The sequence below is a fragment of the Burkholderia torrens genome (assembly GCF_984668525.1).
Map to the genome: position 1 here is coordinate 3,142,598 of NZ_OZ480212.1, position 16,555 is coordinate 3,159,152.

At 67.2% G+C, this 16,555-nt stretch carries 18 protein-coding genes; 9 read left to right on the forward strand and 9 right to left on the reverse strand.

The features are described from left to right. Positions 1-48 precede the first annotated feature (48 nt). From AC5LXX_RS30310 to AC5LXX_RS30335, 6 genes are all read left to right on the forward strand, one after another. Positions 49-1,275, forward strand: a complete 1,227-nt coding sequence (locus AC5LXX_RS30310; protein WP_493412219.1) for an MFS transporter — start codon at positions 49-51, stop codon at positions 1,273-1,275. 37 nt (positions 1,276-1,312) lie between these two features. Then, positions 1,313-2,713, forward strand: coding sequence for a pyridoxal phosphate-dependent decarboxylase family protein (locus AC5LXX_RS30315; RefSeq protein ID WP_493412220.1), 1,401 nt, complete (start codon positions 1,313-1,315; stop codon positions 2,711-2,713). Beyond that, positions 2,710-3,216 carry a disulfide bond formation protein B gene (locus tag AC5LXX_RS30320; protein ID WP_493412221.1) on the forward strand — a complete coding sequence of 169 codons (507 nt, stop codon included), beginning with the start codon at positions 2,710-2,712 and terminating at the stop codon, positions 3,214-3,216. The genes AC5LXX_RS30315 and AC5LXX_RS30320 overlap by 4 nt, the downstream gene beginning before the upstream one ends. Positions 3,217-3,290: 74 nt before the next feature. Beyond that, entirely contained in the window at positions 3,291-4,310 is a 1,020-nt protein-coding gene (locus AC5LXX_RS30325) for a CDP-6-deoxy-delta-3,4-glucoseen reductase (protein ID WP_493412222.1), read from the forward strand. A gap of 295 nt (positions 4,311-4,605) precedes the next feature. Beyond that, positions 4,606-5,223: a LysE family translocator gene (locus AC5LXX_RS30330; RefSeq protein WP_124456739.1), complete on the forward strand. Its 618-nt coding sequence runs from the start codon at positions 4,606-4,608 to the stop codon at positions 5,221-5,223. A 110-nt stretch (positions 5,224-5,333) separates the two neighbouring features. After that, positions 5,334-5,582: a hypothetical protein gene (locus tag AC5LXX_RS30335; RefSeq protein ID WP_493412223.1), complete on the forward strand. Its 249-nt coding sequence runs from the start codon at positions 5,334-5,336 to the stop codon at positions 5,580-5,582. Positions 5,583-5,639: 57 nt separating this feature from the next. Here AC5LXX_RS30335 and AC5LXX_RS30340 read toward each other — a convergent pair whose 3' ends face one another. The 7 genes from AC5LXX_RS30340 to pobA form a co-directional block, all read right to left on the reverse strand. Beyond that, the gene (locus AC5LXX_RS30340; RefSeq protein WP_493412224.1) at positions 5,640-6,998 is read right to left on the reverse strand and encodes an MFS transporter; all 1,359 of its coding nucleotides are present in this window, start codon (positions 6,996-6,998) and stop codon (positions 5,640-5,642) included. Between the two features lie 195 nt (positions 6,999-7,193). Beyond that, a complete protein-coding gene (gene pcaC / locus AC5LXX_RS30345; RefSeq protein ID WP_006480129.1) occupies positions 7,194-7,580 on the reverse strand; it encodes a 4-carboxymuconolactone decarboxylase in 387 nt (128 codons plus the stop codon). Positions 7,581-7,590: 10 nt separating this feature from the next. Further along, positions 7,591-8,376: a 3-oxoadipate enol-lactonase gene (pcaD, locus tag AC5LXX_RS30350; RefSeq protein WP_059556389.1), complete on the reverse strand. Its 786-nt coding sequence runs from the start codon at positions 8,374-8,376 to the stop codon at positions 7,591-7,593. Continuing rightward, positions 8,376-9,749, reverse strand: coding sequence for a 3-carboxy-cis,cis-muconate cycloisomerase (locus tag AC5LXX_RS30355; RefSeq protein WP_493412225.1), 1,374 nt, complete (start codon positions 9,747-9,749; stop codon positions 8,376-8,378). The genes pcaD and AC5LXX_RS30355 overlap by 1 nt, the downstream gene beginning before the upstream one ends. An 88-nt stretch (positions 9,750-9,837) precedes the next feature. Beyond that, positions 9,838-10,494, reverse strand: a complete 657-nt coding sequence (locus AC5LXX_RS30360; protein WP_124456744.1) for a CoA transferase subunit B — start codon at positions 10,492-10,494, stop codon at positions 9,838-9,840. A gap of 19 nt (positions 10,495-10,513) precedes the next feature. Continuing rightward, complete coding sequence (locus tag AC5LXX_RS30365) at positions 10,514-11,230, reverse strand: 3-oxoacid CoA-transferase subunit A (RefSeq protein ID WP_493412226.1); 717 nt, start codon at positions 11,228-11,230, stop codon at positions 10,514-10,516. Positions 11,231-11,375: 145 nt separating this feature from the next. Next, a complete protein-coding gene (gene pobA, locus AC5LXX_RS30370; RefSeq protein ID WP_124456746.1) occupies positions 11,376-12,608 on the reverse strand; it encodes a 4-hydroxybenzoate 3-monooxygenase in 1,233 nt (410 codons plus the stop codon). Between the two features lie 117 nt (positions 12,609-12,725). Here pobA and AC5LXX_RS30375 point away from each other — a divergent pair, with 117 nt between their 5' ends. The 3 genes from AC5LXX_RS30375 (at position 12,726) to AC5LXX_RS30385 (ending at position 15,187) form a co-directional block, all read left to right on the forward strand. Continuing rightward, the gene (locus AC5LXX_RS30375; protein ID WP_493412227.1) at positions 12,726-13,652 is read left to right on the forward strand and encodes a LysR family transcriptional regulator; all 927 of its coding nucleotides are present in this window, start codon (positions 12,726-12,728) and stop codon (positions 13,650-13,652) included. A 96-nt stretch (positions 13,653-13,748) separates the two neighbouring features. Beyond that, positions 13,749-14,384 carry a GTP cyclohydrolase I FolE gene (folE, locus tag AC5LXX_RS30380; RefSeq protein WP_493412228.1) on the forward strand — a complete coding sequence of 212 codons (636 nt, stop codon included), beginning with the start codon at positions 13,749-13,751 and terminating at the stop codon, positions 14,382-14,384. Then, complete coding sequence (locus AC5LXX_RS30385; RefSeq protein WP_493412229.1) at positions 14,384-15,187, forward strand: SDR family oxidoreductase; 804 nt, start codon at positions 14,384-14,386, stop codon at positions 15,185-15,187. Before folE ends, AC5LXX_RS30385 begins: the two co-directional genes overlap by 1 nt. A 49-nt stretch (positions 15,188-15,236) precedes the next feature. Here the strand turns inward: AC5LXX_RS30385 and epsC are convergent, their stop codons facing one another. Both epsC and AC5LXX_RS30395 read right to left on the reverse strand, forming a co-directional pair. Beyond that, a complete protein-coding gene (epsC, locus tag AC5LXX_RS30390; protein WP_124456750.1) occupies positions 15,237-16,157 on the reverse strand; it encodes a serine O-acetyltransferase EpsC in 921 nt (306 codons plus the stop codon). Positions 16,158-16,294: 137 nt separating this feature from the next. Then, a complete protein-coding gene (locus AC5LXX_RS30395) occupies positions 16,295-16,528 on the reverse strand; it encodes a hypothetical protein (protein ID WP_059238184.1) in 234 nt (77 codons plus the stop codon). Positions 16,529-16,555 lie beyond the last annotated feature (27 nt).

Genomic DNA, 16,555 nt, shown 5'->3' on the forward strand with positions numbered 1-16,555 from the left:
TGCCGCCCCGCCTGCCTTCTTCATGCCGGTTCGCTACCCGTCACCATCATGAGCCTCGAACAACTGTCTTCGCTACCGCGCGGCCCGCAGACCCACACAGCACCCGCCCACGCCACGCTGACGCGCCCCGTCACGCTGCTGTTCGCGACGACGGCGGGATTCGCCGTCGCCAACGTCTACTACGCGCAGCCGTTGCTCGACACCCTCGCGCACCAGTTCGACATCTCGCGCGCTGCCATCGGCGGCGTCATGACGATCACGAGCATCTGCTACGGGCTCGGCCTCCTGCTACTCGTTCCGCTCGGCGATTTGTGGGATCGGCGCCGGATGATCCTGATCCAGTCGGTCGTCTGCGCGCTCGCGCTGCTGTCGATCGCCATCGCCACGCGCGCATCCGTGCTATTCGCGGGCATGGCGCTGATCGGTTTTCTGAGCGTCGTCACCCAGGTGCTCGTGTCGTTCGCGGCAGGGCTCGCCGAACCGGCGGAACGCGGCCAGGTCGTCGGCACGGTAACGAGCGGCATCGTGCTCGGCATCCTGCTCGCGCGCACGTTTTCGGGCGCGATCGCCGACCTCGCGGGATGGCGCGCGGTGTATTTCACGTCGGCCGGCGTCATGCTGCTGCTCGCCGTCGTCCTGTCGCGCGTCCTCCCGCACCATCGCCTTCCGGGGGTCGCCGAGCCGTATCCGCGCCTGATCGCGTCGGTATTCGTACTCTTCGCGCAGGAGCGCGTGCTGCGCGTGCGCGCCTGCATCGCCTTCCTGCATTTCGCGGCCGCGATGACACTGTGGACCCCGATGGTGCTGCCGCTCAGCGCGCCGCCGCTGTCGCTGTCACATACGGAGATCGGGCTGTTCGGGCTCGCGGGCGCGGCCGGCGCGCTCGGCGCCGCACGCGCCGGCCGTCTCGCCGATCGCGGCTTTGCGCAATGGACGTCCGGTATCGGGCTCGCGCTGATGCTCGTGTCATGGCTGCCCACGGCACTCATGATGCATTCGCTCTTGGCACTCGTCGTGGGCGTCGTTGCGTTCGACCTCGGCCTGCAAGCGGTGCACGTGACCAACCAGAGCCTGATCTACGGCGTGCGCCCCGACGCACGCAGCCGCCTGACGGCCGGCTACATGCTGCTCTACGCCGCCGGCTGCGCGTCCGGCTCGATCGCGTCGACCTACGTGTATGCGCGCTTCGGCTGGACCGGCGTCTGTACGCTCGGCGCCGCGTTCAGCGCGACCGCGCTGCTGTTCTGGTATGCGACGTTGCGCCCGCGCGCGTGATGTCCGTTTCGTTCCTCCACCCACTCCCACTGACAGCATGGACGCCAAACTCTCACACGACCTCGTCGGCATCGAAGCGGTTCTGCAGCGTACCCTCGATCACGCGCTCGACGTGCTGGACCGCATCGACGAGCGCCCGGCCGCGCTCGCGCCGCCCGCTGCCGTGCCGCACCCGCTACCGGCCCAGGGTCCCGGTTTCGACGCGGCACTCGACGATTTCCTGGCGCGCTGGGCGCCCGGTTTCTCCGGGAGCGCCGGCGCGCGCTACCTGGGCTTCGTGACCGGCGGCGCAACGCCCGCCGCGCTCGCCGGCGACTGGCTGACGAGCGTGTATGACCAGAACCCGACGGCGGGCATCGACAGCTCGGCGCCCGATCTCGAGCGCGAAACCGTCGCACGGCTGCGTGATCTGTTCGGATTGTCGGATGCCCAGCAGGGCGTGCTCGTCAGCGGCGCGACGATGTCGAACCTGGTCGGGCTCGCCATCGGCCGCGAATGGCTCGGCGAACGATGCCCGGAGCATGTCGACATCGCGGAGGATGGCGTGGGCATGCTGCCGCCGATCCGCGTGCTGTCCGGCACCCCGCACTCGAGCATCTACAAGGCGCTTTCCGTGCTCGGCATCGGGCGTCGCGCGGTACAGAAGATTCCGACGCTGAAGGAGCGCGAGGCGATCGACGTCGACGCGCTCGAAGCCGCGTTGCAGCGCTTCGAGGGCGAGCCGGTGATCGTCGTCGCGAACTCCGGCACCGTCAATACCGTCGACTACGACGCGTTGCAGGCGATCGGTGCGCTCCGTTCGCGCTATCCGTTCTGGCTGCACGTCGATGCGGCGTTCGGCGCGTTCGCCGCGCTGTCGCCCGATCATGCCGCGCTCGTGCGCGGCCTCGACGACGCCGATTCGATCTGCATCGACCTGCACAAGTGGCTGAACGTGCCGTACGACGCCGCGGTGCAATTCAGCCGCCGGCGCGACCTGCAGGTGCGAGTCTTCCAGAACAGCTCCGCGTACCTGGGCGTGCCGACCGACAACCCGGACTTCGTCCACCTGACGCCGGAGAATTCGCGCCGGCTACGCGCGCTGTCGACCTGGTTCGCGCTTGCCGCATACGGCCGTGACGGCCATGCGGAAATCGTCCGGCGCAACATCGCGCTCGCGCATCGGCTCGGCAGGCAGATTGCCGAACAGCCGGGCCTTGCGTTGCTCGCACCGACCCGCGTCAACGTCGTCTGCTTCACGCTCGCCGAGCAGCCTGACGAGGCACGCATCAACGCGTACATGCGCGCGGTGCGCGATCTCGGCGACGTATTCATCACGACGACAGTCCACGCCGGCACCTGGGGCTTGCGCGCCGCGTTCTGCAACTGGCGTACCGACGAGCGCGATGTCGACCGCGTGTTCGCGTCGCTGGTCAGCGCACTCGGAGCACTGCGATGAGCACCTCGATCGACGCCACGCGGGCGGAACGGTGGACCCTGCTGGCGATTGGCGTGGCCAGCCTCGCGCTCGTCGCGGGCGCACTGTGGATCCAGCTGGCGTGGCAGGAGGATCCATGTCCGCTGTGCATCATCCAGCGCTATCTGTTCCTGCTGATCGCCCTGTTCGCGTTCATGGCCGCGGCGGGCGGGCGCCGCGCCGCGTTGCTGCGCGTACTCTCGCTGGCCACGGCACTAGCCGGCGCGGCGGTCGCCATCCGGCACATATACGTGCAGGCTCACCCGGGGTTCAGTTGCGGCTTCGATGCATTGCAGCCGGTGGTCGACAGCCTGCCGCCGGCGCACTGGCTGCCGCTGGTCTTCAAGGTGGGCGGATTGTGCGAAACGCTGTATCCCCCGATTCTCGGGCTGTCGTTGCCGATGTGGGCGCTGGTGGGGTTTGCCGCGATTGCGGCAGCACTCGGCTGGCGGATACGCACGCAGGCGGTCATCCGCACCGCCTGACTCCTCCCTCTGACGTGTGGACGCGTGGTGTCGTCGAGCAACACCCGTGTCCGCACACCGCCGTCCAGGACACCATGACATTCAAAGTCGCGCTTACACAAAGCGGCCAGCAATTCCAGGTCGAGCCGGACGAAACCGTGCTGGCCGCCGCGCTGCGCCAGAACGTCCATCTGCCGTATGGCTGCAAGAACGGCGCATGCGGCTCGTGCAAGGGCCAGATCGTGTCGGGCCAGATCGAACAGGGCCCGCACGCCGCGTCGGCACTGTCCAACGACGAACGCACGCGCGGCCTCGCGCTGCTGTGCTGCTCGAAGGCCCAGTGCGATCTCGAAATCGACGTGCGTGAAATCGCCGGCGTCGACGGCGTGCAGGTCAAGAAGCTGCCGTGCCGGATCGCCGCGCTCGAGCGCAAGGCCGACGACGTGATGGTCGTGAAGCTGCAGCTGCCCGCCAACGAGCGCTTGCAGTACCTCGCGGGCCAGTACGTCGAGTTCATCCTGAAGGACGGCTCGCGCCGCAGCTACTCGATGGCGAACGCGCCGCACGAGGAAGGCCCGATCGAGCTGCACATCCGCCACATGCCGGGCGGCAAGTTCACCGACCACGTGTTCGGCGCGATGAAGGAGCGCGACATCCTGCGCTTCGAAGGCCCGCTCGGCACATTCTTCCTGCGCGAGGATTCCGACAAGCCGATCGTGCTGCTCGCGTCGGGCACGGGCTTCGCGCCGATCAAGGCGATCATCGAGCACGTGAAGCACTCGGGCATCACGCGCCCGATGACGCTCTACTGGGGCGCTCGCCGCAAGAAGGACATCTACCTCGCCGAACTCGCCGAGCAGTGGGCACGCGAGATTCCGAACTTCAAGTACGTGCCGGTGCTCTCCGAGCCGGATGCCGGCGATCAATGGACGGGCCGCACGGGCTTCGTCCATCGCGCGGTGATCGAGGACCTGCCCGATCTGTCGGGCCACCAGGTGTACGCGTGCGGCGCGCCGGTGATGGTCGAATCCGCGCAGCGCGATTTCATTCGGCACCATCGACTGGCGGACGGCGAGTTTCTGGCGGACGCGTTCACGACATCGATGCCGATGTGACTGCGATGTGTTTGAAGTATCGGTCAGCGTGGCGAACCGGATTGATGAAGAGGTGGGCAGCCGAGCGTTCGAAGTAATGTGGCGGTGCCAGCCGCCGATATGTCGCCTTTTATTCAAAGACAACATATTGAGACCGCGGACATCTTTTCTGAGAAACAACAAACAAGTAACCAAGCGAGCGAACCCCACCCCTCCCCCGTACCGGCATTCGTCAAACCAACTGTACCGGTACTGTACAGAGAACCGTCGCTAAACTGATCTCCATCCCAGCCTAGAACTGAACGGAGAATCCGCGATGGAATTCCTCACCCTCAGCGCGTTGCCTGCCGGCATGCTGTTCGCGCTCGTCACGTCGATCACCCCCGGCCCGAACAACACGATGCTGCTCGCGTCCGGCGTCAACTTCGGGTTCCGCCGCACGATGCCGCACCTGTTCGGCATCAGCATCGGCGTCGCGATCCTGATGCTGTGCGTCGGCTTCGGCCTCGGCGAAGCGTTCAAGCGCCTGCCGTTGCTGTACACGATCCTCGAAACCGCAAGCGTCGTGTACCTGCTGTACCTCGCGTGGCGCATCGGCACGTCGGGCGAAGTGAAGGCGCACGGCGCCAAGCCGCGGCCGATGACGTTCGTCGAAGCCGCCGCGTTCCAGTGGGTCAACCCGAAGGCGTGGATGATGGTGCTGACCGCCGCGACGACGGTCCGCCTGTCCGCCGACTACGGGATGAACGCCGCGTGGATGTCCGTCGTGTTCATCCTGATCGGCTTCCCGTGCATCTGCCTGTGGGCCGCGTTCGGCCTCGGCCTGCGCCGCTTCCTGTCGAATCCGCGCGCGCTGCGCATCTTCAACGTAACGATGGCCGTGCTGCTGATCCTGTCGCTGTACCCGCTCGTCGCCCATCTGCTGCCGCAGTAAGCGCTCACAAGCGCGCCCGTTGAGCTTCACGTGATGCAGGCGTACCCTTTCGGTACGGGCGCGTGCAACCGCTTCGGCGGTTGCACCGCTGCTCTGCATGGAGGTTGCTGATGAAGCCAATGCTGAGAGCGGGCGAGCACATCGAAGGCATGCACTGGATCGCCGAGTATCACCCGCTCACGCACGATATCCGCGTGCTGCGCGAGAACATCGAAGTCGGCACTTACTGCGCGCCGCCGACGCTGTTCGGCGACGAGGAGGAAATGGGCGCCGAGAACCACGACGATCATCGCCGCCGGGAGGCCGCGCTGCGCGCGTATCTGCGCAATTTCGTCAAGGAACACGACGCGGAAGAATAGCGGCCCGAACGACGCCGCTCACGTCGGACCGGCGCAACGCACCGGCCCGAACGTCGCTCAATGCCCGAGCGACTCGATCTTGCCTGCCGGCTGCGCGGCGCCATGCGGCCGCGCCATCTGCTTGATCAGCAATGCGATGCACGCGAGCACGCCCGCGACGGCGATCGTCGCGAACACGCCCGCGAACGTGAAGTGCCGGCGCGTCAGTTCCGCGACGAGGAACGACCCCGCGATCCCGCCGAAGCGGCCGACGCCGAGCATCCACGCGACACCCGTGCCGCGCCCTTCGGTCGGATAGAACGCGGCGGCCAGCGCCGGCATCGACGATTGCGCCGTATTCATCAGCACGCCGGCCACGAACACGACCAGCACGAGCAGCCCGACGTTGCCGGCCGCCTGCCCGATCGCATACACGCTCACCGCCGTCAGCGCGTAGCACACGGCGATCACGCGGTTCGCGTTGAAACGGTCCATCAGCACGCCGCACAGCACGGCGCCCACGCCGCCGAGCGGGAACAGCGCCGAGATCAGCGTCGCGCTCTTCGGCGTCAGCCCCGCATCCTTCAGCAGGATCGGCATCCAGTTGATCGACGCGTAGAAGATCACGAGGCCCATGAAGTACGCGAGCCACAGCATCACCGAGCCGACGATGTACGAGCGCGACAGCACGACGCCGAGGCCCTTGCTGCCGGTCTGCGGCGCGGCTTCGGTCATCGCGAACGAGCCGGCGTTCAGCGCGTCGCGCGAAATGCGCGCGAGCGTGGCGCGGATCTTGTCGACCTGCTGGCCGCTCGCGACCATGAAGCGTACCGATTCCGGCATCTTCAGCAGCAACAGCACGCCGAGCAGCAGCGGCGTCACGCCGCCGAGCACCAGCACGCTGCGCCAGCCGAAATGCGGAATCATCCACGCGGCCAGGAAACCGCCGAACGCCGCGCCAAGCGGAAAGCCGCAGAACATCAGGTTGATGACGGTCGCACGGCGCTTGTCCGGGCAGAACTCGCCCATCATCGTGACCGCGTTCGGCATGGCCGCGCCGAGCCCGACGCCGGTGATGAAGCGCAGGATCGTCAGGTGTCCGATGGTGTTCGAGAAGGCGGACATCAGGCATGCGACACCGAACAGGAACACCGAGCCGAGCAGCAGCGAACGGCGGCCGAGCCGGTCGGACAGCGGGCCCGACACGAGCGCGCCGCACGCGAGGCCGAACAGCGCGGCGCTGAGTACCGGCGCGAGATCGGGCTTGGTCAGGTTCCATTCGCCGAGCAGCGACGGCGCGATGAAGCCGATCGCGGCCGTATCGAAGCCGTCGAGCAGCACGATCACGAAACACATGAGGAACACGAGCCATTGAAAGCCGCCGAACGGCTGCTCGTTGATGAAGGTCTGGACATCGACCACGGGTGTGCGATTCATCGCTAGTCTCCTTGTCGGCCGAAACGGGCGCTTCCGCGCGGGTTCCGGTCGTATCCAACATTGATATATGCAACAAGCGCGGCCTCGTGGCCGCGCCCTTCCTTCGTTCACGCACCGATTCGCTGCCGGCGCGCTCGTTCATCGTCAACCGCCCGCCAGTATCAGCGGGCCGCGCGATCGGATCACCGCCGGCGCTTAACCGGCCGCATCCTGTTCCTTGAAAATCTTGTCCGCGAGATGGAATGCGGAATTCGCAGCCGGCACGCCGCAATAGATCGCGGTCTGCAGCAGCACTTCCTTGATCTCGTCGCGCGTCACGCCGTTGTTGCGCGCGGCGCGCAGGTGCAGCGCCAGTTCCTCGCCACGGTTCAGCGCGACCATCATCGCGATGGTCAGCAGGCTGCGCGTATGGCGCGGCAGGCCGTCGCGCGTCCAGATCTCGCCCCACGCATAGCGCGTGATCAGGTTCTGGAATTCATCGGTCACCTCGGTTCGGTTCTCGATCGAACGATCGACGTGCGCGTCGCCGAGCACCGCGCGGCGCACCTTCATCCCTGCTTCGTAACGTTCCTGGTCGTCCATCGCCATTGCCTCACGCGTTCAAGAAATCGAGCAGCGCACGGTTGAAGCCGTCGGTGCACTCGATGTTCGAAATGTGCGCGGCGTCGAATTCGACGTGCAGCGCGCCGGGAATCGCGGCAGCGAGCGCGCGGCCCTGGTCGGGCGGCGTCGACATGTCCTTCGCGCCGGTCACGACGAGCACCGGCAGCGTGATGCCCTTCACTTCCTCGCGCAAGTCGGCCGCATTCAGCGCGTCGCAGTTCGCCGCATAGCCGTCCTTGTCGGTATGCACGAACGTATCGCGGATCGCGTCGAACAGGCGCGGCTCGCGTTCGACGAACGCGTCCGTGAACCAGCGCGGCAGCACGGCGTCGGCGAGCGCAGCCATCCCTTCGGCGCGCGCCTTCTGCGCACGCGGCACCCACACTTCCGGCGAGCCGATCTTCGCGGCGGTATTCGACAGCACCGCACGTACGATGCGCGACGGGTAGCGCGCGGCGAGGGCCGCGCCCGTCAGCCCGCCCATCGAGATCCCGCAGAAATGCGCGCAATCGATGCCGACGTGGTCGAGCAGGCCGATCACGTCGCCCGCGAGCTGCTCGATCGTGTACGAACCGGCCGGCGCGTCGGAATGGCCGTGGCCGCGCGTGTCGTAGCGCAGGATGTTGAAGTGCTGCGTGAGCGGACGAATCTGCGGCGCCCACATCTGCAGGTCGGCGCCGAGCGAGTTCGAGAAGACGAGCCACGGCGCGTCGGCACGCGCGGCACGGTCGATCCGGTAATGCAGTTTCACGCCGTTGACAGTGGCGAAAGGCATCAATGTTCTCCTGGTTGGATCGTGCCCGCATGCAGCGCGAGCACGGCGTCGACGTAGGCCTGCGCCTCGCCGACGTAATGTGCGGGATCGAGCAGCCGCGCGAGTGCGTCGCGCGACAGGTGGGCCGACACGGTCGCATCGGCGGCGAGCACGTCGAACAGCGTCGCACCGGTGCGCACGGCTTCCTTCGACGCGTGCTCGACGACATGGTGCGCATCGAGCCGGCCGATGCGGTCGCCGAGCGCGAGCATCACGGCTTCGCCGAGAATCAGCCCATGCGTCAGGTCGAGGTTTGCGGCGAGGCGTTCGGTATTGACGTCGAGGCCCGCGACGATCTGGGCGATCTGCGCGAGCGCGCCGCCCGTCAGGCGTGCGAGGTCGGGCAGCGCATCCCATTCGGCCTGCCAGCCGCCGAGCGCGCGCTCGTGTTCCTGCACCATCCCCGCGAACACGGTCGCGACGAGGTTCGGCGCGCGCACCGCGGCGGTCAGCACGGCCGCGCAGCCGACCGGGTTGCGCTTGTGCGGCATCGTCGACGAACCGCCCTTGCCGGCAGCGGCCGGTTCGCCGAGCTCGCCGACTTCGGTCTGCATCTGCAGCGACACGTCGCGCGCGATCTTGCCGAGCGTACCCGTCAGCATGCCGAAGCAGGACGCGGCTTCCGCGATGCGGTCGCGCTGCGTGTGCCACGGCACCGCCGGCACCGCGAGCTTCAGGTCGGCCGCGAGCGCGGCCGTGACGCCCGCCGCCTGCTCGCGCAGGCTCGCGAGCGTGCCGGCCGCACCGCCGAACTGCAGCACCAGCGCACGCTCGCGCAATTCGGCGAAGCGCACGCGATGGCGCAGCAGCGCATCGAGCCATTGGGCAAATTTCAGGCCGAGCGTGATCGGCAGCGCCTGCTGCAACCACGTGCGGCCGATCATCGGCGTCGCGCGATGCGTGCGCGCGAGCGCCGCGAGCGACGCGCACGCTTCGTCGAGCATCGGCTCCAGCACGTCGAGCGTGTCGCGCAACTGCAGCACGGTCGCGGTATCGATGATGTCCTGGCTCGTCGCGCCCCAGTGCACGAACTTCGCGGCTTCGGGGTCGTCGGCCTTTACCTGCGCGGTGAGCTGCTTGACGAGCGGAATCGCGAGATTGCCGCCGAGCGCCGCGCCGTGCGCGAGCGCGTCGGCGTCGAGCCGGCCGGCGTCGCATGCACGCTCGATCGGCGCGACCGCGGCGGCGGGAATCACCTGCCGCGCGACGAGCGCGCGCGCGAGCGCGGCCTCGACGTCGAGCATCCGCTGGATCGTCGCGCGCGGCGACCAGATCCGGTTGAGCGGCTCGGTGCCGCAGATGAGGGAGGTCAGGCGGGCGCTGTCTTCGAGCATGGCATCAGATAGGGGAAACGGCGTGCGCCTATTGTCCACCCAAGCGCGCCGGCCTGCGCGCGAGCGCACGTGCCGGCACGCCTGCGGTTCAGGCAGCGGCCTTCTGCGTCGCGTCGATCAGCGGCACGCCGGTCAGCTTCTGCAGTTCGTCGAACGACAGGTCGGTGAAGATCTCGCTCACCGCGAGGCCGTCGGCCGTCACGTCGAGCACCGCGAGATCCGTATAGATGCGGCTCACGCATTGCACGCCAGTGACGGGGTACGAGCACTGCGCGACGATCTTGCTTTCGCCCTGCTTCGTCAGGTGCTCCATCATCACGAACACCTGCTTCGCGCCGATCGCGAGATCCATCGCGCCGCCGACCGCCGGAATCGCGTCGGGTGCGCCCGTATGCCAGTTCGCGAGGTCGCCGGTCGCCGACACCTGGAACGCGCCGAGCACGCAGTAGTCGAGATGGCCGCCGCGCATCATCGCGAACGAATCCGAGTGGTGGAAATACGCGCCGCCGGTGAGCAGCGTCACGTGCTGCTTGCCGGCATTGATCAGTTCGTCGTCTTCCTCGCCGGGCGCGGGCGCCGGGCCCATGCCGAGCAGGCCGTTCTCGCTGTGCAGGAAGATCTCCTTGCTCGGGTCGAGGTGGTTCGCCACCAGCGTCGGCACGCCGATGCCGAGGTTCACGTACGCGCCTTCGGGGATGTCCTGGGCGACGCGCTTGGCCATTTCATCGCGGGTCAGTCGTTTCATGTCGGGTCTCCTCAGGCGGTCAGGCGGCTTGCGATGCAGCGTGTTCGGCGGCCAGCTCGGCCGCGTGCGCGGCCTGCGGCACCTCGACGACGCGCTGGACGAAAATGCCCGGCGTCACGATGTGTTCCGGGTTCAGCGCGCCGAGCGGCACGACTTCCGACACCTGCACGATCGCGACCTTCGCGGCGCTGGCCATGATCGGCCCGAAGTTGCGCGCGGTCTTGCGATACACGAGGTTGCCCCAGCGATCGCCCTTGAATGCCTTCACGAGCGCGAAATCGGCGTGAATCGGCGTCTCGAACACATACTGCTTGCCGTCGATCACGCGCGTTTCCTTGCCTTCCGCAAGCTTGGTGCCGTAGCCCGTCGGCGTGAAGAAGCCGCCAATGCCGGCGCCCGCCGCGCGGATGCGCTCCGCGAGGTTGCCCTGGGGCACGAGCTCCAGCTCGATCTCGCCCGCGCGGTACAGCCCGTCGAACACCTGCGAATCGCTCTGGCGCGGGAACGAGCAGATGATCTTGCGCACCTGCTTCGCCTTCAGCAGCGCCGCGAGGCCCGTCTCGCCGTTGCCCGCGTTGTTGTTGACGATCGTCAGGTCGCGCGCGCCCTGTTCGATCAGCGCGTCGATCAGCTCGGACGGCATGCCGGCCGTGCCGAAGCCGCCGATCATGATTGTCGCGCCATCGTGAATGTCGGCAACCGCCGACTGAAGCGATTCGAAAATCTTGTTGACCATGTCTCTTCCTGATACGAACCCGCGGCTCGATGCGCGGCCTGTCGAGGGGACACGCGCGTGCCGCGTGCCGCGCCGGAGGCCTTCGTCGACCCTCGGCTTTTGTTCGCTATTCGAACCTAGATTCGATTAGCGAACGATGGGCCGATCATAGGGTCGCGCACAGCGCGTTGTCAAGGCGGGTTCCCTCGGGGGCCGTCGCATCGTCGAACGGCAAGCCGACATAGTTTTCGGCGAGCGACTGCGCGGCGGCGCGCGAGCGCGTCACGTATTTCAGCTCGGCAAACTTCAGCCGATTGACGAACGGCGAGTCATCCGGCGACGAATGCAGCATGTTCGTCATGAAGTATGAGAAGTGCTCGGCGCGCCACACGCGTTCGAGGCAGGTCGCCGAATAGGTGTCGAGCGGCGTCGCGTCGCCCGTCCGGTAGCGTGCGCCGAGCGCGCGGGACAGCGCGCGGACGTCGGCCACCGCAAGGTTCATCCCCTTCGCACCGGTCGGCGGCACGATGTGCGCGGCGTCGCCGGCGAGGAACAGGCGACCGTGCTGCATCGTCTCCGACACGAAGCTGCGCATCGGCGTCACGCTCTTCTGCGTGATCCGGCCCTCGGTCGGCGTCCAGCCGGTGTCGTTCGAGAAGCGCGTGTGCAGTTCGTCCCAGATCCGCGTGTCGGACCATTCGGCGAGGTCTTCGTCGGGCTTGCATTGCAGGTACAGGCGCGTGACCGTCGGCGAACGCATCGAGAACAGCGCGAAACCGTTGTCGTGGTGCGCGTAGACGAGTTCGTCGAGCGACGGCGCCGCGTCGGCGAGGATGCCGAGCCACGCGAACGGGTAGACGCGCTCGAACGTATTCAGCCGCTCGGCGGGAATCGTCTGCCGCGCGATGCCGTGGAAGCCGTCGCAGCCGGCGATGTAGTCGCAGTCGATACGGTCCGCACGGCCGTCCGCATGCTTGAACGTGACGAACGGGTGTTCGCTTTCAACGTCGTGCAGCGCAACGTCGCTGACTTCGAAATGCATCTGGTGGCCGTGCTCGACGCCGGCCGCGATCAGGTCGCGCACGACTTCGTGCTGGCTGTAGACGGTGATCGCGCGCCCGCCGGTCAGTTCGGACAGGTCGATACGGTGACGCTGGCCGTGGAACAGCAGCTCGATGCCGTGATGTTCGAGCCCTTCGCGGCGCATCCGGTCGCCGAGGCCGGCTTCGTTCAGCGTGTCGACCGTGCCCTGCTCCAGTACGCCGGCGCGGATGCGGTTCTCGCAGTATTCGCGCGAACGCGCTTCGACGAGGATGGAATCGACGCCTTGCAGGCGCAGCAGATGGGAAAGCAAAAGGCCGGACGGACCGGCGCCGATGATGGCGACTTGGGTGCGCATTGTTCGTCTCCAGAACTTTGGTTCGAGTAATGGAACACATTTGAGCGCTTTCCCGACTATGCGGCAACGCGATTCAGGAGATATGTTGTATACGTTTTGGAGATACCGGCCCCGGCGATGGAAGCGCTCGATCTGAACCTGATTCCCTACCTCGTCGCCCTCGACGACACGCGCAACGTGAGCCGTGCGGGCGACCTGCTCGGCGTGAGCCAGCCGCGTGTGAGCACGGCGCTCGGCCGGCTGCGCGAATACTTCGGCGATCCGTTGTTCGTGCGCACGTCGCGCGGGATGGAGCCGACGCCGCGCGCGCTCGCGCTGCTGCCGGCCGCCCGCGACGCGCTCGCGCAGATCGAGCGCGGCCTCGTCGCGCCGCACGACTTCGACCCAGCCGCGAGCACGCATACGTTCTCGATCGCGCTGTCGGACGTCGGCGAGATCGTGTTCCTGCCGAAGCTGCTGCAGGCGTTCGCGACGCGCGCGCCGCACGCGAACCTGCGCTCGGTCTCGCTCGCGCATGACGAAGTCGGGCGTGGGCTCGAAGCCGGTTCGATCGATCTCGCGGTGGGCTACTTCCCGGATCTCGACGGCAACAACTTCTTCCAGCAGCGGTTGTTCACGCACCGGTTCGTCTGCCTCATGCGGCGCGGCCATCCGTTCGAGCAGGCATCGCCGTTCACGGTCGAGCAGTTCCTCGCGTGCGGGCACGCGGTGGTGCGCGCCGAAGGCCGCAGCCAGGAGGTGCTCGAGAAATATCTCGCGAAGCAGCGCATGCAGCGCCGCGCGGTGCTCGAGACGCCGCACTTCATGAGCCTGCCGTTCATCCTGAGCCGTACCGACCTGATCGCGACGGTGCCGCACGCGATCGGCTATGCGTATGCGGCCGAGCACGCGTTCATCGTGCCGGTCGAGCCGCCGCTCGCACTGCCGCGCTTCGACCTGAAGCAGCACTGGCACCGCAAGTACCACAACGATCCGCGCACCGCGTGGCTGCGCGGCGTCGTCGCATCGCTGTTCAACGACGAGCAGGACGAATGGCCGAAGTGACGAAGCACGAGCGGCAGGCCGCACGCACGACCCGCGAAAGCATGAAACAATGGCCGGATATCGGCCGCCGCTGACGGCCTTCGATGGAGCCACTACATGGGTAAAGGAAAGAAAACCGCGCAGCCCGAGCCGACCGCGTCCCGGCCGAGCCGTGAAGAAGCGGAAGACGCCGTCCGCGTGCTGTTGCGCTGGGCCGGCGACGATCCCGCACGCGAAGGGCTGATCGATACGCCCGCCCGCGTCGTGCGCGCGTACGAGCAGTTCTTCGCCGGCTATGCGCTGGAGCCGCGCGACATCCTCGCGCGCACGTTCAGCGAAGTCGACGGTTACGACGAGATGATCGTGCTGAAGGACATCCGCTTCGAGAGCTACTGCGAGCACCACATGGTGCCGATCATCGGCCGCGCGCACGTCGCGTATCTGCCGAACCATCGCGTGGTCGGCATCTCGAAGCTCGCGCGCCTCGTCGACGCATTCGCGAAGCGCCTGCAGATCCAGGAAAAGATGACCGTGCAGATCGCCGACACGCTGTTCGACGTGCTGCAGCCGAAGGGCGTCGGCGTGATCCTCGAAGCCGCGCACCAGTGCATCTCGACGCGCGGCGTGCACAAGCCGGGCGTCGAGATGGTCACGTCGCGCATGCTCGGCACGTTCCGCACCGATCCGTCGACGCGGCGCGAATTCCTGTCGATCGTCGCCAATCCTTCTTCAGTCAACCTGACGAATACCTGATGGAGCAGACGAAGCAAACGGCGCACGCGCCCGTCGTGCTCGTGACCGGCGCCGCGCGCCGGGCCGGGCGCGCGTTCGCCGAGTATTTCGCGAAGCATGGCTATCGCACCGCGGTGCACTACGACCGTTCGGCCGATGCCGCGCAAGCGGCCGCCCGTTCGATCGCCGAGCGCGGGCACGATTCGGCGGCGCTGCGGGCCGACCTGTCGGATGCCGCACAGATCACCGCGCTGATCGACCAGGTGTATGCGCGCTTCGGGCGTCTTGACGTGCTGGTCAACAATGCGTCGGTGTTCTGGCAGGACCATTTCCCGAGCTTCGACCTCGCGGCGTTCGACCAGGCGTGGGCCGTCAACTGCCGAGCGCCGATCCTGCTCACGCGCGCGTTCTACGAACGGGCGCGTGCGGCCGGCACGCAGGGCGTCGTCGTGAACGTGGTCGACCAGAAGATCAAGGAAAACTTTCACCGCGACCACTTCAGCTACACGGTCGCCAAGGCCGCGCTCGGCAACCTCACGCAGATGCTCGCGCTGTCGTCCGCGCCGGTGCTGCGCGTGAATGCCGTGTTCCCCGGGCTGATGCTGCCGAGCGACGACCAGACGCAGGCCGACTTCGAACACGCGAGCCGCGCGTCGACACCGCTCGCGCGCATCGCCGGCCCAGACGACGTCGCGAGCGCGATTCTGCTGCTGACCGGCAATGCGTACAACGGCGTGGATTTCGTCGTCGATGCGGGGCAGAACCTGATCCGCGTCGACCAGGACGTGCTGTACAAGCACCGCTCGCCGGACGGCAAGCACTGACGCGCACGGCGCGCGCCCGTGCGAACGGGGTGCGCCGCCGCGCGCCGCGTTACGGCTTCTCGGCGCTCCCGCCTTCGCGAACCTTGCCCTGCGCGACGCTCGTGCCCGGCGGCACGCTGTGCGTGAGCCACACGTTGCCGCCGATCACCGAGCCGCGCCCGATCGTCACGCGGCCGAGAATCGTCGCGCCCGCGTAGATCACCACGTCGTCCTCGACGATCGGGTGGCGCGCATTGCCCTTGACCAGCGCGCCTTCGCCATCCGCCGGGAAACTCTTCGCACCGAGCGTGACGGCCTGGTACACGCGCACGCGCTCGCCGATGATCGCGGTTTCGCCGATCACGACACCGGTGCCGTGGTCGATGAAGAAGCTCGGGCCGATCTGCGCACCCGGGTGGATGTCGATGCCGGTGGCCGAGTGGGCGATTTCATTGATGAATCGCGCGAGCAGCGGCACACCGAGCCGGTGCAGCGCGTGGGCAAGGCGATGGTGCATCATCGCCAGCACGCCGGGGTAGCAGAGCAGGATCTCGGTGATGTGTTGCGCGGCCGGATCGCCCGCGTACGCGGCCTGGATATCGCTGACGAGCAGCGCGCGCACCGCCGGCAACTGCCGGCCGAATTCGCGCGCGATCTCGAACGCGCGTTCGTCGAGCTCGGCGAACGGCGTATCGGCATGCTCGGGCAGGAACGGCAGCGCACGGCGAATCTGCTCGGACAGGATGCGCAGCGTGCTTTCGAGCGTGTGGCCGACGTAGTAGTCGACGCTTTCGTCCGTCAGGTCCGGCGCGCCGTAGTGCGTCGGAAACATCGACGCGCGCAGGCCGGTCACAATCTTGCAGATCGCATCGCGCGACGGCAGTTCACGGATACCGCGCGGATGGCGCGTGCGATGGAGTTCCTCGCGCGACTCGCGCAAGCCGGCGACGATTTCTTCGAGGCCCCACTGACGGGCGGGTGATGTCGACATATGCCAATGCGGGCGGCCGCGCTTGGTCGCACGGCCGCTAATAAAGTGACGGGTTCCACAAGATTACCGCGTTTTTTGCTCGCGGGCGGTACACCGGGGATCGGCCGGACGGCCGGCGTGGCGCGAGCACGGCGGCGTCACATCGTGATACTGCTCGCGTCGATCCATCGCACGGCCCAGTCGCGCGCGTGCGCGATCGCGTCGCCTTCGTCGTTGAACTGGAGCTCGATCGGAAAAAAACGGTTCGCAACGAGCTCCCCGTCGCTCGATCGGGAGATCACGACGTAGGGCTTGAACGAACCATCGCTGGCGCGCGCGGGCGCGCAGTTCAACAGATAACCGCGGTGCGTGAAGGCAGTAGTCGCTTGCATGAATCCGCCACCTCTAGTCCCTTGCTT

Bases quoted from the DNA above. Each gene is read 5' to 3' on its own strand.
- AC5LXX_RS30310 (WP_493412219.1), top strand. From the start codon at position 49: ATGAGCCTCGAACAACTGTCTTCGCTACCGCGCGGCCCGCAGACCCAC.
- AC5LXX_RS30315 (WP_493412220.1), top strand. From the start codon at position 1,313: ATGGACGCCAAACTCTCACACGACCTCGTCGGCATCGAAGCGGTTCTG.
- AC5LXX_RS30320 (WP_493412221.1), top strand. From the start codon at position 2,710: ATGAGCACCTCGATCGACGCCACGCGGGCGGAACGGTGGACCCTGCTG.
- AC5LXX_RS30325 (WP_493412222.1), top strand. From the start codon at position 3,291: ATGACATTCAAAGTCGCGCTTACACAAAGCGGCCAGCAATTCCAGGTC.
- AC5LXX_RS30330 (WP_124456739.1), top strand. From the start codon at position 4,606: ATGGAATTCCTCACCCTCAGCGCGTTGCCTGCCGGCATGCTGTTCGCG.
- AC5LXX_RS30335 (WP_493412223.1), top strand. From the start codon at position 5,334: ATGAAGCCAATGCTGAGAGCGGGCGAGCACATCGAAGGCATGCACTGG.
- AC5LXX_RS30340 (WP_493412224.1), bottom strand. From the start codon at position 6,998: ATGAATCGCACACCCGTGGTCGATGTCCAGACCTTCATCAACGAGCAG.
- pcaC (WP_006480129.1), bottom strand. From the start codon at position 7,580: ATGGACGACCAGGAACGTTACGAAGCAGGGATGAAGGTGCGCCGCGCG.
- pcaD (WP_059556389.1), bottom strand. From the start codon at position 8,376: ATGCCTTTCGCCACTGTCAACGGCGTGAAACTGCATTACCGGATCGAC.
- AC5LXX_RS30355 (WP_493412225.1), bottom strand. From the start codon at position 9,749: ATGCTCGAAGACAGCGCCCGCCTGACCTCCCTCATCTGCGGCACCGAG.
- AC5LXX_RS30360 (WP_124456744.1), bottom strand. From the start codon at position 10,494: ATGAAACGACTGACCCGCGATGAAATGGCCAAGCGCGTCGCCCAGGAC.
- AC5LXX_RS30365 (WP_493412226.1), bottom strand. From the start codon at position 11,230: ATGGTCAACAAGATTTTCGAATCGCTTCAGTCGGCGGTTGCCGACATT.
- pobA (WP_124456746.1), bottom strand. From the start codon at position 12,608: ATGCGCACCCAAGTCGCCATCATCGGCGCCGGTCCGTCCGGCCTTTTG.
- AC5LXX_RS30375 (WP_493412227.1), top strand. From the start codon at position 12,726: ATGGAAGCGCTCGATCTGAACCTGATTCCCTACCTCGTCGCCCTCGAC.
- folE (WP_493412228.1), top strand. From the start codon at position 13,749: ATGGGTAAAGGAAAGAAAACCGCGCAGCCCGAGCCGACCGCGTCCCGG.
- AC5LXX_RS30385 (WP_493412229.1), top strand. From the start codon at position 14,384: ATGGAGCAGACGAAGCAAACGGCGCACGCGCCCGTCGTGCTCGTGACC.
- epsC (WP_124456750.1), bottom strand. From the start codon at position 16,157: ATGTCGACATCACCCGCCCGTCAGTGGGGCCTCGAAGAAATCGTCGCC.
- AC5LXX_RS30395 (WP_059238184.1), bottom strand. From the start codon at position 16,528: ATGCAAGCGACTACTGCCTTCACGCACCGCGGTTATCTGTTGAACTGC.